Origin of the sequence: Facklamia sp. P13069 (genome assembly GCF_050409405.1) — a bacterium.
Taxonomy (GTDB): Bacteria; Bacillota; Bacilli; order Lactobacillales; family Aerococcaceae; genus Facklamia.
In genome coordinates this window covers 48,138-75,012 of record NZ_JBNUPN010000003.1, presented here as the reverse complement: position 1 = coordinate 75,012, position 26,875 = coordinate 48,138, and the positions used below count along the sequence as shown (strand labels likewise).

At 35.9% G+C, this 26,875-nt stretch carries 20 protein-coding genes and 1 pseudogene; 2 read left to right on the top strand and 19 right to left on the bottom strand.

Annotation, left to right across the window (positions count from 1 at the left end; translation table 11 throughout):
- Positions 1-106 precede the first annotated feature (106 nt).
- The 14 genes from ACQV2T_RS01600 to ACQV2T_RS01535 form a co-directional block, all read right to left on the bottom strand.
- Complete coding sequence (locus ACQV2T_RS01600) at positions 107-3,352, bottom strand: pneumococcal-type histidine triad protein (RefSeq protein ID WP_428893147.1); 3,246 nt, start codon at positions 3,350-3,352, stop codon at positions 107-109.
- The gene (locus ACQV2T_RS01595) at positions 3,353-4,303 is read right to left on the bottom strand and encodes a metal ABC transporter solute-binding protein, Zn/Mn family (RefSeq protein WP_428884989.1); all 951 of its coding nucleotides are present in this window, start codon (positions 4,301-4,303) and stop codon (positions 3,353-3,355) included.
- Positions 4,304-4,700: 397 nt separating this feature from the next.
- Positions 4,701-4,832, bottom strand: coding sequence for a hypothetical protein (locus ACQV2T_RS01590; RefSeq protein WP_428873523.1), 132 nt, complete (start codon positions 4,830-4,832; stop codon positions 4,701-4,703).
- Positions 4,833-5,231: 399 nt separating this feature from the next.
- A complete protein-coding gene (locus ACQV2T_RS01585; protein ID WP_428893146.1) occupies positions 5,232-6,164 on the bottom strand; it encodes an NAD(P)H-dependent flavin oxidoreductase in 933 nt (310 codons plus the stop codon).
- A gap of 130 nt (positions 6,165-6,294) precedes the next feature.
- On the bottom strand, positions 6,295-7,143 hold the full coding sequence (locus ACQV2T_RS01580) for a 3-hydroxybutyryl-CoA dehydrogenase (RefSeq protein ID WP_428873521.1): 849 nt from the start codon (positions 7,141-7,143) through the stop codon (positions 6,295-6,297).
- Between the two features lie 26 nt (positions 7,144-7,169).
- Positions 7,170-8,414 (bottom strand): thiolase family protein, encoded by a 1,245-nt coding sequence (locus tag ACQV2T_RS01575; protein ID WP_428893161.1) that lies wholly within the window; start codon positions 8,412-8,414, stop codon positions 7,170-7,172.
- A 33-nt stretch (positions 8,415-8,447) separates the two neighbouring features.
- A complete protein-coding gene (locus tag ACQV2T_RS01570; protein ID WP_428873520.1) occupies positions 8,448-9,653 on the bottom strand; it encodes an acyl-CoA dehydrogenase family protein in 1,206 nt (401 codons plus the stop codon).
- A 21-nt stretch (positions 9,654-9,674) separates the two neighbouring features.
- Complete coding sequence (locus ACQV2T_RS01565; protein WP_428873519.1) at positions 9,675-10,979, bottom strand: acetyl-CoA hydrolase/transferase family protein; 1,305 nt, start codon at positions 10,977-10,979, stop codon at positions 9,675-9,677.
- Between the two features lie 15 nt (positions 10,980-10,994).
- The gene (locus ACQV2T_RS01560) at positions 10,995-11,777 is read right to left on the bottom strand and encodes an enoyl-CoA hydratase/isomerase family protein (protein WP_428873518.1); all 783 of its coding nucleotides are present in this window, start codon (positions 11,775-11,777) and stop codon (positions 10,995-10,997) included.
- 504 nt (positions 11,778-12,281) lie between these two features.
- A complete protein-coding gene (locus ACQV2T_RS01555; protein WP_428873517.1) occupies positions 12,282-13,187 on the bottom strand; it encodes a LysR family transcriptional regulator in 906 nt (301 codons plus the stop codon).
- 133 nt (positions 13,188-13,320) lie between these two features.
- On the bottom strand, positions 13,321-14,514 hold the full coding sequence (locus ACQV2T_RS01550; protein ID WP_428893145.1) for a peptidoglycan bridge formation glycyltransferase FemA/FemB family protein: 1,194 nt from the start codon (positions 14,512-14,514) through the stop codon (positions 13,321-13,323).
- Between the two features lie 152 nt (positions 14,515-14,666).
- A complete protein-coding gene (locus tag ACQV2T_RS01545; protein ID WP_428873516.1) occupies positions 14,667-16,052 on the bottom strand; it encodes a L,D-transpeptidase family protein in 1,386 nt (461 codons plus the stop codon).
- 103 nt (positions 16,053-16,155) lie between these two features.
- On the bottom strand, positions 16,156-17,391 hold the full coding sequence (locus ACQV2T_RS01540; protein ID WP_428873515.1) for a lipid II:glycine glycyltransferase FemX: 1,236 nt from the start codon (positions 17,389-17,391) through the stop codon (positions 16,156-16,158).
- Between the two features lie 301 nt (positions 17,392-17,692).
- Positions 17,693-18,928: a lipid II:glycine glycyltransferase FemX gene (locus tag ACQV2T_RS01535; RefSeq protein WP_428873514.1), complete on the bottom strand. Its 1,236-nt coding sequence runs from the start codon at positions 18,926-18,928 to the stop codon at positions 17,693-17,695.
- 189 nt (positions 18,929-19,117) lie between these two features.
- Here ACQV2T_RS01535 and ACQV2T_RS01530 point away from each other — a divergent pair, with 189 nt between their 5' ends.
- The gene (locus ACQV2T_RS01530) at positions 19,118-20,455 is read left to right on the top strand and encodes an MATE family efflux transporter (RefSeq protein WP_428876111.1); all 1,338 of its coding nucleotides are present in this window, start codon (positions 19,118-19,120) and stop codon (positions 20,453-20,455) included.
- Positions 20,456-20,666: 211 nt separating this feature from the next.
- Here ACQV2T_RS01530 and mgtE read toward each other — a convergent pair whose 3' ends face one another.
- The 5 genes and pseudogenes from mgtE to ACQV2T_RS01505 all read right to left on the bottom strand — a co-directional run bounded on the left by mgtE (position 20,667) and on the right by ACQV2T_RS01505 (position 25,428).
- A complete protein-coding gene (gene mgtE / locus ACQV2T_RS01525) occupies positions 20,667-21,989 on the bottom strand; it encodes a magnesium transporter (protein WP_428873512.1) in 1,323 nt (440 codons plus the stop codon).
- Between the two features lie 263 nt (positions 21,990-22,252).
- Entirely contained in the window at positions 22,253-23,305 is a 1,053-nt protein-coding gene (gene arsB, locus ACQV2T_RS01520) for an ACR3 family arsenite efflux transporter (RefSeq protein WP_428875023.1), read from the bottom strand.
- A 10-nt stretch (positions 23,306-23,315) separates the two neighbouring features.
- Entirely contained in the window at positions 23,316-23,714 is a 399-nt protein-coding gene (locus tag ACQV2T_RS01515) for an arsenate reductase ArsC (protein ID WP_428873510.1), read from the bottom strand.
- 28 nt (positions 23,715-23,742) lie between these two features.
- Positions 23,743-23,997, bottom strand: a pseudogene (locus ACQV2T_RS01510) (ArsR/SmtB family transcription factor); the annotation flags it as partial.
- A gap of 132 nt (positions 23,998-24,129) precedes the next feature.
- Entirely contained in the window at positions 24,130-25,428 is a 1,299-nt protein-coding gene (locus ACQV2T_RS01505) for an alpha-amylase family glycosyl hydrolase (RefSeq protein ID WP_428873509.1), read from the bottom strand.
- Positions 25,429-25,538: 110 nt separating this feature from the next.
- Here ACQV2T_RS01505 and ACQV2T_RS01500 point away from each other — a divergent pair, with 110 nt between their 5' ends.
- Positions 25,539-26,810: an ABC transporter substrate-binding protein gene (locus tag ACQV2T_RS01500; protein ID WP_428873507.1), complete on the top strand. Its 1,272-nt coding sequence runs from the start codon at positions 25,539-25,541 to the stop codon at positions 26,808-26,810.
- Positions 26,811-26,875 lie beyond the last annotated feature (65 nt).

Below are 26,875 nucleotides of genomic sequence, written 5' to 3'. Positions count from 1 at the left end.
ATTTATTTGTATGACATAAATTTTGATATTTAATTTCCCTAAATAAAAATTAAGAGTCCTTTGATCATTAACAAGGACTCTTAACATAACTTTGTTATAATTTTGATTATTTGCCTATGTCTGCATCATCTAAATTAGAATCATTTCGTTCTCCAATCTCTTCTTTTGCATAAGGAGCAACTTGTGGCATAGCAGGTAATTCACCATTCATAATATAAGCAAGCTTTACTTGTTTAATCGTAAGATTAAGGTTGGCATAATCTGGATTAGGATTTGGAACGATTACCATGCCTGAAAATATTTGAATACTTGATGGGTTTACCCCATAGTAATTACCTACAAAATTTTTCAATTGTTCCATCGAAATTTCTTTGGTAGTTTCATCTAGTGAAGAAACTTCATTTTCTGAATCTACGCCATCCTTCTGACTAGCAAGTTCTGGCAATGCCTCTTTATTTTCCATCGCTGCTCTTGCTTCAGACTCTATAATTAATACATTCTCTTCTCCAGAAGCTGGCGTCACTATATATCCAAAACCTTTTCCGTACTTAACGGACTTAGCAGCCTTACCATAGTAGTTTTTAATATATTCAATGACCGCTTGATGGCTAACTCCTTTATTAGAAGGAGTTTCTTCAACCACTTCATCCTTTTCTCCTTCAACATTTTCTTCAGTTTCTGGCAAATCATTTGAATCTGTTTCATAGGCTTCTGTTACGTCAATCTCATCGATCACTAAATTAAGATCACCAACTTTGATACGACCATTAAAGATAAACATATCAGATGGCTTAACTTTATAGCGCTGAGCGACATAGACTTTCTTTTCAAAAAGTGGATCTTCTATTGTTTTTACATCTTTTAATGAGACTTGATCATATTTAATTGGTAATTCTATGTCATCTAATGGTATCTCTACTACTTTATAGAACTTCGTTAAAGCATAAATGGTAGCATCTTTACGCCAAACATCAATGTAATCCTTATTACGCGATACTTCACTCATTTTAAGCGTAATCAATTGAGTTTGATAGTCTTCTTCCGATGTGAAGTTAGACTGCTTTAATTCTGTTGGAATTTTATCCATATTCGCTGTATGTGAATGATTACCGTGCGGAATAATCACTTCGTTACCGTTGACTTCCAGATCTTCAATGGCTACACCATTTTCCAAAGAAATATAGGCCAACTTGGCTGCAATTTCTTCTGCTGTATATTTACTTTCTTCTGCTGCATTAATGTTTCGCTGATTGATAAAGTCAGCAGCTGCTTTCAATTCACTGTCGTCTAAATCACCAAAAGGAATAAAGTGAGTGTGTCCTTCATGCTCAGCTGTAAGCCCCTTTTTAGAGTAGTTCAAAATACTTTCTGGTGTGAAAACATAGCCATCATCCGTTGTATATGTTTTACCGTCCTTACCCTTAGCTGACTTCTTATAATTTTGAGCTAAGAAATCAACTTTTCCATCTGCTTTTGGTTGATCTGGTTGGCTAGGCTTTTCAGATTGACTTGCTTGGTCTAATTCAGCTGGTTTTTCATTATCTGCTTTATCAACTTGTGGGTCTTTTGGCTTCACAGCGACTGATGGACGTTTGCCTAATTTCATTTCTGCTAATTTAATTTCTAAATCTGATAGCCTTGAACGTGGAATAACATGGAAGTGGTCACCATGAGGTAAGACGAAGTCTCCCTCAATCTCATCTGTTACGAGTTCCGGGTCAAAGACCAAACCATCAGATTCAGTATGACGTTGGTTGATTGGCAAAGCATAGAGTTTGGCTAATAGGCGCTGATATTCTGAATTTGTTTGGTTTTTATTACCTTGATCATTTTCAGTTGGCTTATCAGCTATCTTATCAAGGTTTTGAGAAGGTTTTTTATTACTTGGCTGATCAACTTTGTTATCTTCTTTAGCTAAACCAAATTCAGCCAACAAATTACGTTTAATTCCGAATTTCTTTTGAATATAAGCTTGTGTTTGGGCTAATTCTCCTTTGTTTAAGTGAGCAAAAGGAACAAAATGGAAGTGACTACCATGAGCAGCAATTAAACCTGTATCCGTTACCTTAGTAATGGATCCCACTGAAAAGACATAGCCATCATCCGTTGTGTAAGGACCTTTATGATTAACAGCTTTGTCATGAATGATCTGATCAACCATTCCTTTATCAGCTGTTTTACTGTTGCCTTGTGAAATTTTTCCACCTGATAGAACAGCGTTTGCAATCATTATTTCTTGAGGCGTTAAATCTGACTTTGGAATAAAGTGGAAGTGGTCACCATGGGGAACAATAAAGCCATTGCCTAAATCTTTTATAACGTCATAAGGGTTAAAGATATATCCATCATCCGTTACGTAAGCTCCACTGGAATTGCGGTTACCTGATCCACCCACTTCACCAGCTGCTATGGTGTTAGCTACATCTTTACGCACTCCACCTGCTTGTTTAAAGACCTTTTGACTGCTGGTTACTTGAGCTTCAATATCTTGGAAAGTTCGGATATTATCAGCTTGGGCCCGATCTTCAGGAGCTATGTAAACTTGGTACTGATCTTCTAGCTTTACAATGTATCCATTCTTAATTTCTGCGACCACATCTTCTTGGTCCAATTGATAATCTTCAGGTGTTAAGAGTCTTTCAGAGAAAACAGCCTCTGGATCAAGGTCACCATAGAAAACATGTAAATCAAAAGCGTGATTGGTTACAAACTCTTCTTCGGTTAAATAGACAACAACATGCTCTCCTTCAATCCCTTTTTGATCTGCTACTTCTTCAGGACTGCGTTCTAATTCATAAGTAATAATAGCCTCTTCGCCAAGATCATATTCTTCCATCAAATCATAAATAGCCTTTGCATCGACAGGATCCATACTGTATGACTGTAGTAACACTTCTTCTAAAGAACGAAGATTTTTAGCTTGATCTGGATTTTCTATATAAAGATAATATTGGTCATCTACTAAAATAATTTGCCCTTCATCCGTTTGACTAACAAGATCCTCTTCATTAAATTGATAATCTTCAGGGGCTAAGACTCCCTCTGAAAAAATAGCATCACTAGGAACTGCTCCATTGAAATAGTGATAATGATCACCGTGAGAAGTCACATAACCTTCCCTATTGATTTGGACAATAATTTGCTCGCCCGCAATGCCTTCTTCCATTGAAATTTCTTCCATAGTGCGGTTTTCAGTGCTTGAGACATTACTTGGCTTTTCTCCATCGCTACCCTCAATATAATTAATGAATGAATCTTTATCATCTTGAGCGTAGATTGATTTAATTGGTTCATGCCAACTTAAAAGTGTCAATAAAGCGGCGGATGACAAGAGTATTTTAGATGGTTTCATTTATTTCTCTCCTTCTTCTTGCAAAACTTTTAACAGTTTTTGTAAATTATTTTCTAAATTAGCTAGTAAACTTAAATCATTATGGGGATCCGCTTCTAAGGGATCCAAGACTTCTACCTTAGCTCCAGTCTCTTGGGCTATTAATTGTGAAGCTTTATCTGAAATATTCGGCTCGGTAAAAATGGTTTTGACTTGATATTTTTCCACAAACTTTTTCACTTCTTGCAATTGTTTCACACTGGGCTCTTGTCCAGACACACCTGCTATTCCCAACTGTGTTAAGCCAAAGCGTGTGGCTAAATAAGAAAAGGCTGTATGCTGAGTGACAAAAGTCTTTTGCTTGAGCTTTTTAAAAAGTGAGGTGTATTTATCCGTTATAACCTGAGCTTGCGTTCCAATACTTTCTGCTCTTTGCAAATAGTAATCTTTATTATCTCTATCCACTTCCCCTAAGGCTTGAGCAATCAACTTTGCTTCTTCGCCTATTTCAATGGGATCTAACCAGGTATGTGGATCATAAAGGGTTGATTCATCTTTACCCTCCATCAATTCTAGTTTTTCTAGACCCGGCACTTTCTTCATAGCTAATCCATTCGAAGCTTCAATAATAATCACATTAGATTTCTCTTGCTTTTCGACATTGTGCTTAATTTTTTGAGCCCAAGATTCTAAGATATCTGAGTGATAAACAAAGATATCAGCATCATAAATGGCCACCACATCATTAGCCGAAGGCTCAAAACCATGAATACCATTCGCTGAATTAATCATCAAAACAGGGTGTTTATCGCCAACGATTTCCTTGGTTAAGGCATACATTGGATAAAAAGAAGTGACTATTTTTCTTTCTTCTTCTGCTTTAACAGATTGAATTGAAGAAATATTCACTAAAGAGCCAATAATAAGACAAAGAACTAACCACCATTTTTTTGTTTTTGCTTGATACTTCATACGATCTCCTTTTTTAAATTTATCTGCCTAAAGATAAATAGTAATTATTATCATTTTCAAAATGAATATTACCGTCTTTCCTTTTTCCTGTCAACAAAAATTTTTGTGTTTTTTTATTTTTCTAAATTTTTGCATAAAAAAAGCCTAATCTTAAAGGATTAAGCTGTCTTAAAATTTTTGTTTAAAGTGAATAGGCATACATAAATTCATCCCGATATCTAAAGCCCTCTTTGGTTGGTAATTTAATACGTGTCTCATTGATAAGCTCGAAATGGAGGTAATCATAAAAACGGTAATTGCAATCCGTATCGGTGATTAAATAAACATTTTCCAAGTCCTGTTCTTTAAAATAATCAAAGACTTCGGTAATTAATTGTCTATAGGCTTGACGTTCACTTTAGAAGACGCGAGTCACTCGTTCGACTTCATCCGGTTGCGCTTGGTTGGATAAGGTGATCAATTTGTCAATAAAGTCTAACTGGAACATTCTAAAAGTCGAATCTGCTTCTTTCGTTAAACAAAGAGTCATACCAACAATTTCTCCACCAAGAACGGCAACGCATCCTAATGAGCTGTTCTATAGTGCTTTGTTAAGGGAAATAGCAGATGCTGTCTTTTCAAATTTCTTCGCTTTATAAACCCCTTCGGACCATGCCTCATGGACTAAATCCACTAATTAAGTCATAGCGTCTTCTCTAATTTGTTTAATTTCTAAAGTCATAACCCCTTCCATACTTTTGTTGTGATACTAGTATTCTTATTAACTTAAATCCTTAACTTAAACACTCTAGCGGTCCTGTCAAAGAATGCTGATATTAATCGTTTTCAATCTGTTTTCATTAAAGATATCTACTCAACTATTGTTATTTTTAAAACTCTTAAAAAGCTACTAGAAGTCTAGAGTTTTTTAGTAGCTTATTATAAATGTTTATTGATTGATTAGCTTTAAGCGTGCTTGGCGGTATTCTTCCATTAATTTTTGAATAATCGCATCAACACTCTGGCTCTCAGTAATTAAGCCAATTGATTGACCACACATAAGGGATCCTTCCTCGACATCATCTTCATAAACTGCACGCCGCATAGCACCTTCTGCTAATTTCATTAGGTCTTCATCTGAAGCCCCTTCATATTCTAAACGAATATATTTTTCAGTCATTTTATTCGGTAACACACGAACAGGATGTCCTAGACGACGTCCAGTAACCACCGTGGTTGTTTCGTCGGCTTGTAGGACTAAGTTCCTGAATCCTTCTTTGATAGGGCTTTCTTTGGAACTTAGAAAGAGAGAACCCATCTGAACTCCACTAGCCCCTAAGGCTTCCACAGCTAACATACCCGCACCATCAAAAATACCACCGGCTGCCACAATAGGTACATCAACTGAACGAATCACTTGGCGAACTAGAGGCAGGGTTGAAACTTGTCCGATATGACCTCCTGCTTCTTGTCCTTCTGCTATAATTGCATCAACACCTAGCGCTTCCATTTTTTTAGCGATTTTAACATTAGGTATAACTGGCAGTACTTTCACATTAGCTTGATGCAAAGCTGATATAAAATTCTTAGGAGTTCCTGCACCAGTGGTAACCACCGGTACTCCTTCTTCAATAATTACTTCAACCAATTCCTCGATATTCTTCATTTGCAACATTAAGTTAACCGCAAAGGGCTTACGAGTCATTTTTTTAACTTCTTGAATCTGTCTTCTTAACTCATCAGCTGACATACCACCAGATGCTATCACACCTAAGCCTCCTGCTTCAGAGACCGCTCCTACTAATTGATAGCGCGACACATTGGCCATTGCTCCTTGAATAATGGGGTATTCAATCCCCAATAATTGGCAAATTTTATCCATATTTCCACCTCCATAATTATGGCTCTCCCCTTGTGACTAGTTAGATAAAAGTAACTAGAGCCGACAAAATGAGGGGGTCAAATTGTTAGCTCTAGTTTAACAGAAGTAAACTTTTTAGTTATAGCAATTCCTAATAGTCATAGAAGCCTTTGCCAGATTTTTGACCATAATATCCCGCTTCAACCATTCGTTTAAGCAATGGTGCCGGACGGTATTTAGGATCATTGAATCCGTTATAAAGAACGGTCATCACTGATAATAAAGTATCCAAACCAATTAAATCACATAATTGAAGTGGGCCCATAGGATGACCTGCTCCTAATTTCATCCCTGTATCAATAGACTCTTTGCTGGCAATTCCTTCACCCAATACAAAGATGGCCTCATTAAGCATTGGAACTAAGATTCGGTTAACTGCAAATCCTGGTGAGTCATCTGCGATAATCATGGTCTTATTAAAGGCATCGATCACTTCTTGAACGGTTTGAATCGTCTCTTCGCTGCTTTGTAAAGCTGTCACAATTTCAACCAATTTCATAACTGGTACTGGATTAAAGAAGTGCATACCAACTACTTTATCCGGCTTATTAGTTACTGAAGCAATATCTGTTAGTGACAGAGAAGAAGTATTAGTGGCTAAAATAGCTTCCTCAGGTGTGACTTTATCTAACTCTTTAAAAATCTCCAATTTAATTTGACGATTTTCAGTGGCTGCTTCAATCACTAGTTGAACATCTTTAGCATCATCATAAGAAAGAGACTTATGGATTCTTCCTTTAATTCTTTCGACTTCTTCAGCCGTCATTCTTTCTTTTTCAACATTTCTTTGCAAGTTTTTATGAATCTTTTCTAATCCGCGATCAATAAATTCTTCTTTAATATCATTTAAGTAAACTTCATAACCAGCCTGGGCAAGGACTTGGGCAATACCATTGCCCATAATACCTGATCCAATGACCATTGTTTTTTGAATTTTCATTTAATCTTCTCCTAATCTCTTTAGACTTAGTCCTTGTAATAGCCGTTTTCTAATAAGATAGATATTCCCATTCCTCCGCCGATACAAGCTGATGCAATCGCATAGCGTGTTTCTGGACGGTTCTTGAACTCATAACAAATACTTGTAATCATTCGCGCCCCTGTACATCCTAATGGGTGTCCTAATGCAACAGCCCCTCCGTTTGGATTTAAGCGTTCATATAGCTCTGTTTCAGGGCCATTACCCAATTCTTTCAAGCAGGCTAGAGTTTGGGCTGCAAAAGCTTCGTTAATCTCAAGAATATCGATATCTTCTAAAGTAAAATCATTACGCTCCAAAATTTCTTTAATCGAATTAACTGGTCCTAAGCCCATTAAATCTGGCTCACAGCCAGTAACAGAATAATCCATTACTTTAGCCATGATTTCTAAGTTATTAGCCGCGGCATTTTCTTTAGTCGTAAAAATTTCGAAAGCTGCCCCATCATTTAGTCCAGAAGAGTTTCCGGCTGTGACGCTTCCACCCTTAACAAAAGCTGGTCTTAGCTTAGCTAATTTTTCCATACTAGTATCCGGACGTGGGTGACTATCTTTATCAATCACAGTCACATTTCCCTTACGATCAGTTATTTCAACTGGCACAATTTCTTGAGCGAGGCGTCCTGATTCCATAGCTTTTTTGGCCTTGGCTTGACTGTTTAAAGCAAATTCATCTTGCTCTTCACGCGAAATCTTATACATCTTTGCTAAAGTTTCTGCTGTTTGTCCCATATGAATCAAGTCTGGGTACCCATCACCGACTGACCCTGTATGAATCATAGTATTCGCATCAATTAATCGCTGATCACCAGTTTTAAATCCTTGGAAACGCACTTCTTCTGGTAAGAAATAAGGTGCTCTAGATAGGGACTCTGCTCCCCCTGCCGCCACATATTTCTTTTCAGAAGCTTGTAAAAGCTGTACAGCTGAAACAGCTGATTGGATACCAGAACCACACAAACGGTTGACTGTATAACCAGTAGATTCAATCGGTAAACCTGCATTAATGCCGACTACACGACCAACATTACTTGAAGTAGGTGAACCAACCACATGGCCACAGATAACTTCTTCAATTTCTTCTAGGCTGACACCTGCTCTTTTAGCTGCTTCTTTTAAAGCAGTTGTTCCCAAGTCTTGAACACGAACCGTTTTTAAATCGCCCAAGAAGGCTCCTACAGGTGTTCTGGCTGCCCCAACAATAACTACTTCATCTAAATTTTTCTTCATAATTCGCTCCTTATCTCTTGCTTCAGCTTGGTATTTCTAAACAAAGGCCCCTTTACCTGTTAAGTGACGACCGATAATTAATGAGTTGACTTCGTGGGTTCCTTCATAAGAATATGCTGCTTCAGCATCCACGAAGAAGCGTGCCACATCGTGTTCAACAATAATACCGTTACCACCTAATAGCTCACGTCCTAGGGCTACTGTTTCACGCAGACGGTAAGCGTTATTCATTTTAGCAAGTGAAGATTGAACTTCTGCATACTTACCTTTTTCTTGTAGAACAGCTAAACGGTGAGATAGTCCTAATGAAGTCACACAGTTTGCTTGCATTCTGGCTAGTTTTTCTTGAACTAGTTGGAATTCAGAAATTTTCTTACCGAATTGCTCACGCTCTTTAACGTATTTCAAGGTATTAGCTAAAGCTCCAGCATGTAAACCTGTTGCTAAGTGAGCCACATCTGCACGAGTAGTGTATAAGATCTTAGCGACATCTTTAAAGCCATTAATATTTTCTAAACGCGCTTCAGCGTCCACTTCAACATTATTTAATTTAATATGTCCATTTTGGACCATTCTTAAGGCAATCTTTCCATCAATCTTATCGACTGTTAAGCCTTTAGTTCCGCCTGCTACCATGAAACATTTAATCTTGCCATCTTCAACGTCGCGTGCAAAAATTGGTAAAACATCGGCAGTTGCTGCCCCGCCAATCCATTTCTTCTCACCGTTTAAGACCCATTTATTACCTTGTTTCTCAGCAGTTGTTGATAGACCACCGGCAATATCTGATCCGTGAAGAGGTTCAGTTAAACCGAAACATGAATGCCATTCATAAGAGGCCAATTTAGGTGCATAGTAATTAACTTGTTCTTCAGATCCTCCGATTAAAACAGTTGAGTAAGCAAGTCCTCCGTGGACGATAGTGAATGCACCAATTGAAGAATCCATACGGTTTAATTCATAAAGACGGAAAAGATTAAAAATTTCTGAAGTTTTACGTTTATTTTCCCGTCCCTCGAAAAGAGTTGGATGAGTCATCAAACCTAAATCAGTAATTTTCTTAAAAGCTTCCATCGGGAAAAGCTCTTTCTTCCAGTGCTCATCAATAACTGGATAAAGTTCTTTTTCAAGTACTTCACGCAGCTTCATTAGAAAGTTTACTTCATTTTCTGAAAGATCATGCGAGTAACCATAGATATCTTCTGGATATAAATACTGTAATTTTTCAATCTTTGTAGTCATTTTAAAATCAATCCTTTTCTTTTATTTTAATTTTTTATTTTCTAAATAACCAAGCTTGATGGCTTCTTCTCTTAAACCATCACGGAACTTCGGATGCGCCACTTCAATTAAAGCTTGTACTCTTTCTTGAATACTCTTACCTTTAAGGTGGGCTACCCCATATTCTGTAACAACAATTTCAATATCATTTTTTGAGGTTGAAACAGGTGAACCACTATGTAAATGTGGAACAATTCGAGAAATGGTATCATCTTTAGCTGTTGAATATAGACAAACAATTCCCACACCATTGGCAGCAATTCTTGCCCCCACAGCAAAGTCTGATTGACCACCGGTACCAGAATAGTAGAAATCTTCTAATTGTTCAGAGTTACATTGACCCAAGAAGTCAATTTCTAAAGTTGTATTGACTGAGACCAGGTTTTCAATTTTTGCAAGTTCAACAATATTGTTTATGAAGTTAACCGGAAGAATTTCGACATCCTCATTATTATCAATAAAATCATACAAGCGACGATTTCCTAAAGCTAGAGTTGTTGAGAAACGGTGTTTACCGACCGGTTTCTCTTCATTAGTAATAACTTTATTGTTATAAAGATCTACTATTGATGATGGCAACATTTCGGTATGAATCCCTAAGTTTTTCTTATGGCTTAAAGCATTCATAACAGCATTTGGAATTGTTCCAAAGCCGATTTGAATAGTTGAACCGTCCTCAATAATGTCCCCAACATACTCACCAATTTTGCGGTCCTTATCTGATAATTCGATATCCGGTAATTCTACAACATCTTCAGAAGATTCTACAAAAGCAGTTACTTCTGAGATATGAATTCTCATCCCCTCTCCATGTGTATGCGGCATATTTTCATTTACTTCAAGAAACACTTTTTTTGCAAACTCAACCGTGCACGGTGTATAAGCAGCTGTTAAGCCAAATGAAAAGTATCCATCTTCATCCATTGGTGAAGCTTGACTAATCATTACAGGTTCTGGTTCTCTTTGTTTAATAATGGCGGGTATTTCTGAGAAATGAGAAGGAATTAAATCGACATCTGTATTTCTCATAGCCTTACGATCCAAGCCTGATAAGAAAAAAGTAAACTGTTTTAATTGATCTTTAGCTAGATTAACTACCGGTGACATTGATAACATCCGATACAATCGATTCCCTTTAAGTTGCTTAGCATTGTTTAAAGCTTGGGTAATCAATAATGGCTCACTTCCAGCCGCTGCTAGAACGATCCCTTCACCCGGTTCAATCATTGCGACTAACTCTTCAACTGAACGACGTTTTTCATCATAGATCGCTTGATATTGACTCATACTATTCCTCCTAACTTATTTGGCTTTAAAATTAGCTTTTCGCTTTTCAACAAAGGCATTCATACCCTCGATACGATCTTGACTATTAAATAATCCAATCACAATTTCATTTTCTAATAAGAGTCCTTCTTGTAAGCTTGATTGGGAACCTCGATTAATAGCCAGTTTGGCTTTTTTTAAAGCAAGTGGGGCTTGCTGCATTAGTTTGTCAGCTAATTTATCAGCTTCTTCTAATAAGTCTGCTGAAGGAACTAAATAGTCAATCAAACCTAATCGATAAGCTTCTTTACCATCTATCAATTCTCCAGTGAAAACTAATCGTTTTGTTGCACCTAATCCGATTAAACGGACAGCTCTTTGAGTGCCTCCATAGCCTGGCATAATTCCTAAGCCGACTTCAGGAAAACCGATTGTATTTTCAGAACTTCCTATTCTTAAGTCACAAGTTAAAGCGAGTTCCAAACCACCACCTAAGGCATAACCATTAATAGCCCCAATCATTATTTGCTTAAGGCCTGCTAAGCGATTCATTGTATAATTTCCATATTCAATGAATTTCTTAGCCACTTGGTCATCCATCTTCATCATTTCTTTAATATCTCCACCGGCCATAAAGGCTTTACCTTCACCCGTCAAGATAATTACTCGAATACTCTCGTCCTGCTCCATTGCATCCATAAAGGTATTTAGGTCATCCAACATTGCTGAATTAATAGCATTCAGGCTCTTGGGTTGATTGAGGACAAGCTTGGCTATGCCTTTATCAACCGTATAACTTAAAGTCTTTAACTGAGTCATTATTCTCTCCTTCAATCAAAATCACAAAGTAAAACTTGTTAGATAAAAATAATTCACAAACTCAAAATTGACTTTGATCGATCAAATTTAAATACTTACTCCATAAATTATGCAACACAAAATTTGATAAGCGCTTACAAATTGAGTATAGGCAATCATTTAGAGGCTTGCAACTTAGAAAAAGAAATCGATTCCATTACATTTACTAATCAGGTAGGATTTTAATTGTGATTTCTCCCACTATTTTTCACAAATTCAACAGTTTTTTTATAAAAATTTTTCACAAAGAGGTCATAAGTGCGATAGCTTTTGATTTAATATGAATTCGTATTAAATTTTATCTATTAAATACTTTGTGTAATCGCCAACTATTTAAATAAAGTTTTGCCTAATTTTTTTCAAAGCAGTTTTGTTAAATTTAAAAAATTATTTAAAAAAAGAGTGGACAGCACAAAAAAAGCATATTTCTAAAATTTAGAAATATGCTTGAAAGATATTTGACTCTTACCCACTAATTACTTGCTGGTCTATATAGTTTTTAATCCAGTCATAAAGTAAGTTATGGCTGGTCGGGTAAGCTTCATATTTTTTTCTTGATAAATAGATATTAAAAGGTAAATCTTTTTTGAATTCGCGATAAATTATTTGATCCGAATTCATTAAATGATAAGTAGATAGAGGAAGAATCGTAATTATTTCATTCCCTTTTACAAGATCAATAAGGTATTCCCAAGAAGAAGAGTGAACGAAAATTTCAGGTTTCATCTGTCTTTGAGCAAATTGATCCATTACCAAACGATTAGTAGAAAATGATTCATTAAAAATGGCAATAGGCATTTGGTTCACTTCATCCCAGGTCACTTTTTTCTTCTTGGCTAAAGGATTGTTAGGATCCATAAAGACAACAAATTTATCGTGAATCAGAACCTGGTCTTGAAATTCCCCTGTCCGTCGAATGGGATCCATCAGAATAGCCAGATCCACATCGCCTTCATCTAACCTTTCATATAAGAACTGACAACCGCCCTCAATAATTTCTAGGTTTACATCCGGATAAGTTTTTCGTAAATCTAAGACGACATTAGTTAGTCTAGTTCTCAATACAATAGAAGGTAGACCGATGCGTACCACATTATTAAGCTTGCGCGACTCATTGTGAATGGTCGTCATCATTCGATCATGAAGACCAATCATTTCTAAAGCATACTTATAATACTTATGACCAATCGGCGTCAGTCCTACCAAGCGACCTCTTTCGCGATAAAAAAGGTCTAAATTATGAGCTTCTTCAAATGAAGAAATTATTTGACTAAGTGCAGATTGGCTAACAAAAAGGTGCTTAGCTGCTCTAGTCATATTGCAATCTGACTGAACAATTTCAACGAAATACTTTAGTTGTCTAATATCCATTCTTTTACCTTTCTCCAGATTCTAATTATTTCTCTTCAATTATATCAGATATTCAATATTCTAAAAGGAAAACGCTTTATTTTCTGCACAAAAACCTCCTGTTTATTGCAGATGGTTTTTATCCTATTTTGCATTATTTTTTTGGAATTAAGCCAAATACTATTCTTTTTAAAGAGTGAGTCAATTTATAATAAAGCGGGAACGGACGATAGAAGAAAACGCCCGTTTTTTCAAGAATAAAACCATTGAAATTTTGTTTAAAACGCATAACGCCATCACTTCCATCAAATTCCCCCTCAATTCCATAAAAATTATAATAAGGAATCCCTTTTTTAATTGTTCGCATCATGGCTTCATATTGTAATAGAAATGGAGCTGAAAACTTTTGATAAGATTCTAGCGATCCCCCCAGAAAATAAGTTGCTTCTTGATCTAAATAAACTATTAACATATTTGCTAAAGGAATAATTTCTTTTTTCTCTTCATCTTGAATGGCTTGAACCATTTCTATATCTTTCTCTAATGACTTGATTCGGTCTTGATCTTGAACTTTTTTGGGGTTTAATTCATTGATTTGTCTTTTTAGTTTTTCAATGGCTTTAGGAAGATTGATCTCAGCTACTAAAAACTCAACTTGATCCTTAAAGTTTTTATACATTGCTTGATAATAATCTAGTGATTTATCTCCAAAGTCCTGTCTTTGAGCGGTTTCCCTAGTTATTCTGCAGAAATCTTCCATTTCTTCATAGTCCATTGTTCGTATCGAAAGACCAAACTGCTTAGCCTTTTTAATCTTTCTTTGACTATTTTTATTAAAAGATTTTAAAAGCAATTTTTCATCTTCTGATGTAAAAGCACTTAAATCTTTTAAATATTGGAAAGTCGGCATTCCTTGCATATTGTAGACATTTGACTTTTCTCTAGTATAACCTAATTCATCAAAATAGCTTGGTATTGCTTCTAAATCCTTAATGGTTGTTGCTTCACTATTATAGAGATGATCCTTGTGATTAGGTTGAATAATCACCTCCGTGATTTTCATGCGTTTGGCATATAACTTTAGATGCTGGTAGAAAAGTGATTCATACTGTTCTTCTGCTGCAAAAGTCCCTGCCATTAATTCCATTCTTTTACCGGCGAAGACCTTTTGGCTATAAGCCAATCCCACAGCTTTTATAACTCCTGCATTTTCTAAAGCTAAACGTTTTTCCTGAAAACCGCGAGCAACTAAAACTTTAGCCATTTGAGCTGTTTGTAAAAAAGAAAAGCCACTTTTATTAGCTAAAAAATGTGCAAGTTCATCATAAGAAATTTCAATAATCTTCATGGCTACCTCCAAGGTATTTAAGAATGTCAGTGTTTATACTCGCCTATTTTTAAGTTTTTAACCTGCCGCAGTTTCTTCAAAATAAAAAACAAGCATCAGCATATGTGATTGTTCACATATGCTGATGCTTGTATTTAAAAAAATTGCATAAATTAGAAAACAATGACAGGCGTACCAACTTCTAAAGCGTTATAAACTTGTTGCATAACTGCTGGTGGAGTATTGATACATCCCATTGATCCATTAGAACGATAGATATCTCCACCATAGGCCGGTCTACTAGCAGTATCATGAATACCTTGACCAACAGTATCAAACGGCATCCAATAATCCACATGTACTTTATAGTCTTTTTCGTTTACCCAGTCATATCCTTCTAAATACCGATCTCTTTCCTTGCTCCAAATTGCATAAGCGCCTGGAACTGTTTCAGCCCCATCTTTTCCTGAAACAATCGGTGTTTGTGTGAAAAGTTGACCATTAATATAGATAAACATTGTTTGGTTAGCTAAGTCTACTTCAACATAAGTTGAACCAATATCATCGCCACCACTTCCATAACCGCTTCCTACTACTACTGGATCGCGACGTACGTCCTCGCCTTTTTGCAAATCTTCTACAATTTGACTCGCTTCAGCTTGTCGATCAATTGACCATCCTAAAGTACCAGGTTGTACTGTAACTTGACCTCGTAAAGTAGAATTAAAGGAACGAGGATTTAAGTAAGATGAATACTTATCATTGTATGTTTTTAAGAATTCCATAATCATATTTTCATCGAAAACGATTTGATTGTTTTCATCAAAATGCAGCCACTTTTCAATTTCTTTCTTAGGAATGACTTCTTCGTTGCCATCAATCTCTAAAGTTATCTCTGTATCTACAACATCTTGAATTTGTTCCAAAAATTCTTCAATTTTGCTATCTTGACTGGTCATTGTAGGCTTTTTGTAATATTGATTTAATTCTACGTTAGAATTACCCGCTTGAATCTGAGCCATCATACCATTTTTTAAAGCTTCCTCATCAATCTGAGTTCCCTGTTTTTCTTCAACAACATGGTAGCCTTCTGCTTCTGAATAGTCGATAAAGGCATCTTGTGAAGCGGAACGCTTATTATTATCTAAGCCTTGGGCCTCTAATTTATCCTGTAATACTTGGTAATCGATCTGTATGTCAGTTAAAGAGGTGTCTTCAAAACTTTGACCTTTAAAGTAATAATTTAACCAAGCATTTGGATTTTGATTATTATAAAGCTCTTCCAATTTAGCAGATTGGTCAATTTGAGGCTGTAAATCCTTCATTTTAATACTTGCTACTGACCGATCATTTTCAAAAAATTCAATTTGTTGATCTAGTACATATTTTTCTATTTTTTCCTCTGCTTGAGGGAGTGTCAAGTTACTTACATCAATTTGTCCCACTTTAGTATTTGCTTGAAAACGATTAGAATAATAGCCGATTCCACCTGCATATACTAAACCAAAGATTAGGCTTACTATCATTATTGTTACCAGTGAGCGTTTTAAAAATTTCACAAAATTACCTCCCTTTCGAGATTCTAGTATATCATGTATTTATGAATATTCTAGTAATAATCTATTACAATTTGTCAGTTATCGTTCTTTACGACTATTATTTTCAATTCTTTTGCCAATTAAAGTAAATTTGGCGCAACTTAAATAATTGACGATATAAGATTGAAATAAAATGCGATAATTCATAATCAAACTCACCAATTCGAGCACTTTTAACGGCACCCCAACGTTTCTTAAAATTATACAGTCCAGGTGCATCATCTTCATGCTTATCTTCTAAGCCAGAAATTGCTCCCAAGTCAAATGAATGGCATCCCCGCTTTTTCGCTTGACGCATCATTTCCCAAACCATAAAGTCATTCGGTAGTAATTCACGTAGTTGATTAGATGAGGCACCATATAAATAATAGCCTTTCCCACCTGATTGAACGAAAATGGCTCCTGATAAGTAATAGCCGGCTGGATTTTCTTGAGCAATTTGCTCAAGAGTTTTTTTCTGATGAGCAGATTTTTCAATCGCTTCTTCTAAATGTTTGATTTGTTGTTCAAATTCTGGAGTTGGTTTTTTCTTTTTGAGACTTTTCAATTCTTTTTGACGATTCTTATCATTAGCATCTAATCCTTCTATGGCTGCTTTTGGATCTAACCTCACTAAGTAAAATTGTGCTTCTCCTTTTGGATTCATTTCATTATAAATTTGCTCGAAATAACTTATATCTCGAATCCAGAACTTCCCTCTTGCACCTGTTTCTTTCATAAGATTGTAAAAAATAGCCATTTTACTTATAGGCGCCTCTTCTAGAATAAAGCCATATTTATTAGCTCTTCGAATATTAGTACGAGTCAATCCTTGAAATGAATCCAGTATTTCTTTTTCACTTTTATTCAAATCTGTAATCATATGGAAACGGGGCTGAATCGCCTCTTTAAAACCAAAGGTAAACCCTTGATGATTAAATCCATAGCTTTCAATCTGTTCTAATAAATGAGGGGTGGACTCTTCTAGAACTGGATCAATTTTGATTAAAAAAGCATTATGTTGTTTTGCATCTTCTTTAACCACTTCTAGAAGGGCTTTAACTGATTCGTTATCGAACCAATCGACCACGAATCCCCTAGACACATAACAAATAGAACGTTTGATAATAGGAATTTCTTTATATAATAAGGATGCAACTCCTGTCACTCGGTCTTCATGGCCCACACTAACTCTCGACCACTTCCAACCTAAAGATTGTTTTATTTTGGCCCAAGAAGACAATTGACACATATCGCCATTGGGGTGGTCTTTTACAAATTGATCATGTTCAGTATCACTAATTATAATATTTCGAATCATTGTGGAACTCCTTCTCCATCTTTCTTTGATATTATAGCATAGGTGAAAAATCTTCCAATTGATCCGCTCTCACATTCTAATTAAATGAAATTAAGTGAATCTTAGAAATAAAAATATAAGTTGGGCTATTATATATTACTAGCCATAAAATAATAAGGAAGAATTTAATTCAATATTTCTACTTCAAGTGTTCGAATAGTATTTTAAATATAATCTTAATTTCATATGTAACTCACTTAAAATTTGAACCCCTAGAAGTAGCTTGCTAATATCCATTTTAACTTTCGTTAAAATAAAGCCGTTACCGATTTCTAAGCTGAATCAATCGCGCTCTTAAAGAAAAGGCAAAGCGATATAATTTAGTAAGTATTGGCGAAAGTACGTAATCAAACTCACCGATTCGAGCTCTTTTATTAGCTCCCCATCGCTTTTTAAATTCAAACAAACCAGGTGCGTCATCCTCTGGATGCCCCTCCATACCCGACACCCCTCCAAAATCATACGATAAACACCCCTGTTCTTGAGCATAACGCATCATTTCCCATTGCATGAAGTAATTAGGTAATAAATCACGGAATTGGTTAGAAGATGCACCATATAAATAATAGGCCTTGCGTCCACATTGAACGTAGATTGCTCCTGATAAATAGATGGTTTCTTCACTTTCGTTTTCTGCCTGCTTTAAGGATTCTATTAAATCGTAAGTATTTGCAATCGACTGTTCGATTTGCTCTAACTGTTGCAGAATTCCTTCACTGATTTCTTTCTTCGACAAATTCTTCTGTTCTTTTTGGCGGTTTTTAACATCTTGTTCGAGCCCTTTGATTGCTTGGTCTGGATTCAATTTTACTAAAAAGAGCTTGGCTTCATGAGGAGGATTCATTTCTTGATAAATGCGTTTAAAATATGAAAGATCACGAATTAAAAAGCCATCTCGATCACCAGTAACTTTCATGATGTCATAGAAAATAGACATCTTACTCTCAGGAGCATCTTCTAAATCAAAGCCATACTTATTGGCTTTTCTGACATTAGTTCGCGTTCGACCTTGAAAAGATTTTAAGAGTTCTTTTTCATTCTTATTAATATCAGTTACCATATGAAAGCGCGGTTGAGCCGCCTCTTTAAAGCCAAAAGTGAACCCTTGATGCTTAAAGCCAAAGGATTCAATTTGTTCTAATAGACCAGCTGTTGATTCTTCTATATCAGGATCTATTTTTATTAGAAAAGCGCGGTGTTTTTTAGCATCTTCTTTTACCGCTTCTAACAATGCTTTGACCGATTCATCATCGAACCAATCGACCACGAATCCCCTTGAAACATAACAGATAGACCGTTTGATCAATGGGATTTCTTTATATAATAAGGAAGCGGCGCCTGTCACTTGGGCATCAGTTCCCACACTAACTCTTGACCACTTCCAACCAAAAGCTTGTTTTACTTTTCCCCAAGAGGATAGTTGGCACATATCGCCATTAGAATGTTCTTTTACAAATTGATCATGTTCTTTGTCACTAATTTTAATATTTTGAATCATTGTGGCACTCCTTCTCCGTCCATTCTCAAACATTATAGCATAAGTAGCTATTCTACTGATATTAATTCAAACCTATTCAAACTCCGTTGGTAGAAACAAAGGGGGCAATTTTCTGGTAATATAGACAGCAAAGTTATAGGATTGTAGTTGAATACTTTTTTTACAAAGTTAAATAAAGGATGATTTAAAATGAACAAAAAATATTATTTAACAGCCTTAAAAATGGCTTGGCCTTCGGTCTTGGAGTCTTTTTTTATTGCCTTAGCGGGGATGATAGATACCATGATGGTAGGAAGTTTAGGAAGCTATGCCATTGCAGCCGTTGGTTTAACCACTCAACCAAAATTTATTGCCTTAGCAATTTTTATTTCGATTAATATAGCCGTTTCGTCTTTAGTTGCTAGACGTCGAGGTCAAAAAGATAAAATGGGTGCTAATAGCGTTTTTCTTACCGCCATGATTCTAACTCTTATATTATGTTTACTTTTTAGTTTGATCACTGTTTTCTTTGCCAGTGATATTATCCACTTAGCAGGTAGTCAACCAGATACTCACCCTTCTGCAGTTCTTTATTATCAAATTATTATGGGTGGCATGGTCTTTAACTTAATTGCTATGACGATCAATGCCGCTCAAAGAGGAAGTGGTAATACCAAAATAGCTTTTGTCACTAACCTGACTTCTTCTGTCTTGAACGTCTTTTTTAACTACCTATTAATTGGTGGTAAGTTTGGCTTCCCGGCTTTAGGTATTAAAGGAGCGGCTATTGCGACTGTACTCGGTTCAGTCGTAGCAATGTTTATGAGTGTACGCTCATTATTTAAACCTCATAGTTTGATTCAAGTTAGGTATCTCTTGAAAAACAAAGTTCATTTTGATTTCAATGTTGCTAAAACGATTGGGAAGCTCTCATCATCTATGTATATCGAAAACTTAGCGATGCGGATTGGTTTCTTAGCCACTGCATTAACTGCTGCTAGCTTAGGAACAAACACTTTCGCAATCCATAATGCTGGTATGAATATTTTGGGTTTAGGATTTTCTTTTGCGGATGGAATGCAGGTAGCGGCTGTTGCTCTTGCAGGTAAGGCCTTAGGTGAAGAAAAACCTAAAGTAGCGATTGAATTTGGTCAAATTTGCCAACGAATAGGACTTGTTATTTCTATAATACTCTCAGCCTTTTTATTCTTCTTCGGACGCGATTTAATGGGTATTTACTTCAGGGACCCTCAGTTGATTGACCAATCTATTATTGTTATTCAATTCACTATGGTCATTGTTCTATTACAGATCTCACAAATCATTTATGCAGGTTGTCTTAGATCAGGTGGTGATGTTAAATATACCTTATTCGTAGGAATTATTTCAGCATCCATTATTCGTACCGCAGTTACTCTTATTTTGGTCAATATTTTTAAGCTCGGACTCGCTGGCATTTGGATCGGTGTACTATCTGATCAATTTTCACGCTTTCTTCTTATGCGCCACCGATTTAAGGCAGGAAAATGGACTCAAATTCGTATTTAATATAAAAACCATCTTGTTGTTTTTAGAACTGACCCCAAATAGTGAGACCAACATAAAAACACCTACGGATAAAATCCATAGGTGCATAAAATTTACTTTTTTTACCTATCTACTTAACAGGGAGCCGTTCAGAATTCGTGTGAAAGGTGTTTTTATTCTGTCCCATTTATGGGGTGCAGTGTCTTTTAGCAACAAGATGGTTTTCACTGGATTAAATATTCAATAAACGACTAGCTACTTCAAAATATACTAGTAAGGATGCAGTATCAACAATCGTCGTAATTAAAGGACCTGCCATAACAGTAGGGTCGATCTTTAATTTGTCTGCCAAAATTGGTAATAAACCACCGATTACTTTGGATAACATGACGGTCATTAATAAAGTGATCGATACGACCAGATTCACTTGGAATGAAACAGAATCTAAAATTAAAATTCTTAACATATTGACCACAACCAAGGCAAGTCCAACAATAAAACCTATCCTAAGTTCTTTTAGTAAAATTTTCACAAAAGAAACACCTTGTAATTCTCCTAAATATAGGGCTCTTATAATAGTAGTCGAGGACTGACTTCCTGCATTCCCCCCACTATCCATTAACATCGGTATATACATGGCTAAAGCTACGTTGGTAGCTAAAGTCACTTCATAGCGTTGAATTATAAAACCCGTGACAGATGCAGTAATTAAACAAATGATTAACCAGGTAATTCGACTGCGGGCTATCGACAAATCAGATTGTTTTAAATAATGCGTTTCTTCCACGTCATTGATCCCGTGAATGTTTCCGAAGTCTTCATGGTACTCTTCTGCTAAGATATCAATGGCCCATTCAACAGGAACAGTACCTACTAAACGATTTTCTGAATCGACAACCGGTATTTCTGACAAGTCATATTTTTGAGCCAATTTAGCTACCACTTCTTGATCATCTTTAGCTGATACTGTGCGTGTTAAGCCCTTTAATAAGTCAGATACTTCAGCTTGAGGATAACGAATTAAATCACCCAAATGAATAAATCCTAACAAGCGTAGCGATCCATCTGTAATCCAGATTTGTTCTAATTTATTGGCATCTAGGTCTGATTGGAGTACCAGATTATATATTTCTTTAAGGGTCAAGCGTTCTTTTGCAGCTAAAAAGTTAACGGTCATCACTGATCCGACGCTTTCTTCTGGATAACCCAACAATTGATTAATAATTGGTCGCCGATCTTCGGTGACAAAGTATTGCATGATTTTTTTTACCATATTGGCTGGTAATTCTTGCAAAGTGTCAACTAGTTCATTTTCATCAAGTTCTTTGATCAATTCACCAGTATCTTCATCAGATAGAATCTCAATGATTTCCATTTTCTTTTCTTTACTCAGCTCGGCAAAAGTATCCGCTAATAGATCTTTACTCAACAATTTAATCCTTAAAGCAATTTCATAGGCCGTTAAGTTATCAAATTGTTCAGCAATATCAATTGGGTCCATGCGATTGATTTTTTCTTGTAAATGATTAATTTGATCGATTTGGTATTTCTTCATTTGTTTCCCTCCTAAATGAAAATTCTTTCATTTATATGTGATTTTACAAATCACTGTCATTTTTATAGTTAAACAATTAAAGAACACCCACTAAAAGCAAGGCGAGTAAGCGATGCTGATAGTGAATGTCTTTTTTTATAATTCTTGTTACTCCAGACTCGAACATCTTCTCCAGCATCCATCTTACTCACCCCTTGAAATTATTTATATTCATTATATCATAGCAATTTATTTAATCGAATGCTAGCTGAAAAAGCAATCTATTAAATGGATTGCTCTTCTTTTCTAAAACAATGTTGCTTACTATTAGCAAAGCGAACTAACATTAACATAACAGGCACCTCTACTAAGACACCGACAACAGTCGTTAAAGTAGCTCCAGAAGAAAGTCCAAAAAGTGAAATAGCTACCGCTACCGCTAATTCAAAAAAGTTAGAAGCACCAATCATGCCGCAAGGTGCTGCTATTGAGTATGGCAGGTTGACTTTATATGCTATAGCAAAAGTAATTCCAAAGATTAGTAAAGTTTGAATAATCAAAGGAATAGAAATCAATAGAATATTAAGCGGCTGATTCATAATATGGTTACCTTGGAAAGAGAAAATAATAATCAAAGTCAATAATAGGCCTAAAGAAGTGTAACGATCAAAAGATGGAATAAAGGTATTCTCTAAGTAATCATTGCCTTTATTTGAGATAATAATGCGACGTGTAACCATACTCATTAAAAGCGGAATAACAATAAAAAGTACAATAGATAATAATAGCGTCTCCCAAGGAATAGCAATATTCCCCATCTTTAATAAGAAACTAACAATTGGCACATAAGCTACTAAAAGGATCAAATCATTGGTTGCCACTTGAACCAAAGTATAAGCACTGTTTCCTCGAGTCAATTTCGACCAAACAAAGACCATAGCAGTACATGGAGCTGCTCCTAAGAGAACGGCACCCGCTACATATTCAGAAGCTAATTCAGCTGATAAGAAACGACCATAGATAATATTAAAGAATAAATAAGCGATTAAATACATGGTAAGTGGTTTGATCACCCAGTTGACCATCCAAGTAATATATAAGCCCTTAGGATTTTTTCCAATATTCTTAACACTATTAAAATCTATTTTCAACATCATAGGGTAAATCATAATCCATAGGAGAATAGTTGTAGGAATGGAAACATTATAGAATTCAAATTGCCCGAGAAAGACTGGTATTTGCGGAATGAATTTTCCAATTAACACACCCATCATCATACAAACCAACACCCATAATGTTAAGTTTTTTTCAAACGATTTCATTTCAACTTGATTCATAAAAAACCTCCTATAATTGACTAATTTCGGCAACTAATTCTTTGACTTTTTGATCAATCGAAGCAATCACTTCTTTAAATGCTTCATCTGATTTACCACTGGGATCTTCTAAGCCCCAATCCTCTTTGCGATCATTAAAAGGAAGAAACGGACAATTCACATTACAGCCCATAGTGATCAAATAGTCGATTTCAGCTAGTTCAGTGATTAATTTAGGCTGCTGGTTAGCTTCCATATCTATCTGGTAGATATCTTTCATTAAACGCACAGCCTCTTGATTAATTTGATCTTTTTCTTCCGTTCCAGCTGAATATGCCTCAATTACACCTTGACCATAACGTTTGGCAAGCGCTTCTGCTATTTGGCTTCGACATGAGTTATGAACACAGACAAATGCTACTTTTTTCATTTTACAACTCCTTTAAATAGCTAACTGCTTAAAACTTGTTGATTTCTTTATCAGTAGGCTTAGTTAAAACATTGAGATTTGATATAAAGCGATTTCGCCCTTGATTAGAAATACGACCGTAAACCCATTTCTCTTCCTGACGCTCTTTAACAATGCCTGATCCAACTATTTTTTTCATGTGGTAAGACAATCCCGATGGAGAATGGTCAAGTTGCTCAAGTAATACACAAGCACACTGTTCCCCCTTCTTCAAAAGCTGCAAAATAACTAAACGATTCTCATCACTTAACGCTTTGTCTTAATCAACCATCACCTTTAAATCTTCCATTTTATCACCTCACATCAAATCTTATTGATGTTTCAGCATATAACAAATGTACCCTTATACCAATTTGTTTTGATATGAGGCTTGGCTTTAATCTTCTTTATAAGTGAGGTATTGAGGTCTATCGGATAAGGCTATTTCTCCATCATTAACTTTTATCCATCTATCCTCTAATAGATGACGATATGCTCCATCAGCAAGTGGTATTTTAATCGAACCATGTTTTTCTTTATTCAAAGCAAAGATCCCCATCAAACATTCTTCATGGTTTTGATACTTAACCCAAACAGCTTCTAAGTCATCATCGCCACCCACTTCAAAACTTCCTTCACAAGGAATATACTCCTTTTTAATTTGGATTAAGTCCGCTAAATACTCTGAAAAAGTCGACTCATTAGACCAGTCGATTGGATCTTTTTCAAAAAGATTAGGTAGATGATTAGCTTGAATCTCTTGTCCATTATAGATTAAATGCGCACCACGTAAAAAGAGGTTAAAGGCTGTTATTTGTTCTAACGAGTGCTTATCCTTAATTCTTGCTGCAATACGTTTTTGATCATGATTTTCTAAAAAACGTAATTTAGTGAAGTTGGCAGGATAAATCCAATTTTGTCGATTTAAACTAGTAAGGTAAGCAGATAAAGGTTGATTTTCTTCTAAATAAGCAACCCAATCATTAAAAATATCATAATCATAGGTCAAATCAAAAGCTTGATAGACTTCGGAGTCTGACAGTCCGGTCATAGCTTGTTTTCTTGTTTCGAGAATAAATGAAGGCTCAACGCTCTCTGCTAACCACACTAAGTCAGGATTAACTTCTTTAACTGCTTCACGAGCAGCCAACCAAAAATCTAAAGGAATTAAAGAAGCTACATCACAGCGAAAACCATCAACGATTTTGGCATAGTCCATTAAAGTCTCAATTTGATAATCCCATAAGTCAAAATTGTCATTATAATCCAAATCGATAATATCTGTCCAATCACCAATCTGATTACTAAAACTGCCGTCTGGTTTTTGATAAAACCATTGAGATTTTTGATTGCTTAAAAGACTGTCTGGAGAGGTATGATTATAAACGATATCAATCATCACTTTCATACCCGCTTGATGAATTTGATCCACTAAATGAATAAAATCCTCGCGACTACCTAACTCTGAGTGAATGCCGCGATAGTCTTTTATGGCATAGGGTGATCCTTTTGTGCCCTTTCGTTTAATCTTTCCGATCGGATAATGAGGCAAAAACCAAACCATATCAACCCCTAACTTTTTTAAACGTGGAATTTCAGCTTCCACCTCTTTAAAACTACCTTCTTTTGAAAAGTTACGGGTAAATATACTGTAAATTACCAGCTTCCTTAACTCTAATGCACTTTCTTTAGCCATCCTAGTCCTCCTGTTTGTAACTTTTTTTATTAATTTTGCAAACGATTGCAAACCTTTATTCTTAAAGCTATAATTATTATAACAAAAGTTAAAATTATAGGAGGAATACCATGACAATTCTATCAAAAATTTCTAAGGCTAGCTTGATTTTAGCGGCTAGTTCTCTCATATCTCTGCCGAGCGCTTCAGCTGCGTCTGACAGTCCTGATGCTTTTACGCTCTATTCTAACAAAAGTGAAACTCAAGAGGCTTTAACTAACTATGCTAAAACATGGGGTGAGGCTAATGGAGTGGATGTTACAGTTAAAGTCTGTTCTGGTTCTTGTACTCTAGGTGACCAATTGAAATCAGATTTCACAGCGGGTGACGGTCCTGATGTCTTTGTTATTGAAGGGCAAGGAGGCTACGATATCTGGGCTGATTTCCTCACTCCTCTTGAAGGTGATTGGATTGATCAAACTGAATTTGAATTTAAACAAGGTGATGAAGTCTATGGTTTCCCTGTTTCAGTTGAAGGCTATGGTTTAGCTTATAATGCAGACCTTTTAGAAAAAGCAGGCATTGATCCAGCTAGTTTAGATTCTTTTGAAGCAGTCAAAGCTGCTTTTGAAGATTTAGAAAATCGTAAAGAAGAATTAGGACTGACTTCAGTTGTAGCAAATGCTACTAAAGAAGGCGAAACATGGATTATGGGTAATCATGACTTCAACGCTTATCTTGGATCCGGTTTAGAAAATGGTGACCGTACTGTTACAGAAATGACCCTTAAAGGTGAAGTCGATGAAGACCGTATGGCAAACTATGCGGATTGGGTAGAGCTTCTCTTCCAACATACTGACAAGCAAATGTTAACAGTAGGTACACAAGAAGACATGGATATTGCTTTTGCTACAGGGCAAGCAGCTTTCCTTCATCAAGGAAACTGGAAAGATCCCAACTTAGCAGAATTAGAGGCTGATTTCAAAATGGGCTTCATTCCTTATCAAACACTAGGAACTGATGCAAATGCTGATGGTCTCTTTATTGGTGCTCCATCATATTATGTTGTGAATAAAGAATCTGGCGCAATGGAATCTATCAATAAATTCTTCCAAGACATGGTGGATACTCCTGAAGGTCAAGACTATATTGTAAACCAAGCCAATATGATCTCACCTTTCTCAACCACTGAAGAAACACCACAAGCGCCAATGTCTGCATTCTTAGCACAATGGATTGTTGATGAAAAGCCAGTTTACTCCTTTGATTCGACTTATTTTATGCCTGATGGTTTCGGTATGAATAACCTAGGCCCTATCTATGGTCAATTTGCTCAAGGTAACATTGACAAAGATGAATTCATTCAACTAATGTCTGAAGAAATTTCACAACTTTCAGAATAAAAGGTTAATTTAGCAGTGTTCTTAAAGGGACTAGAGGGTTTCTTCTAGTTCCTTCATTTATAAGG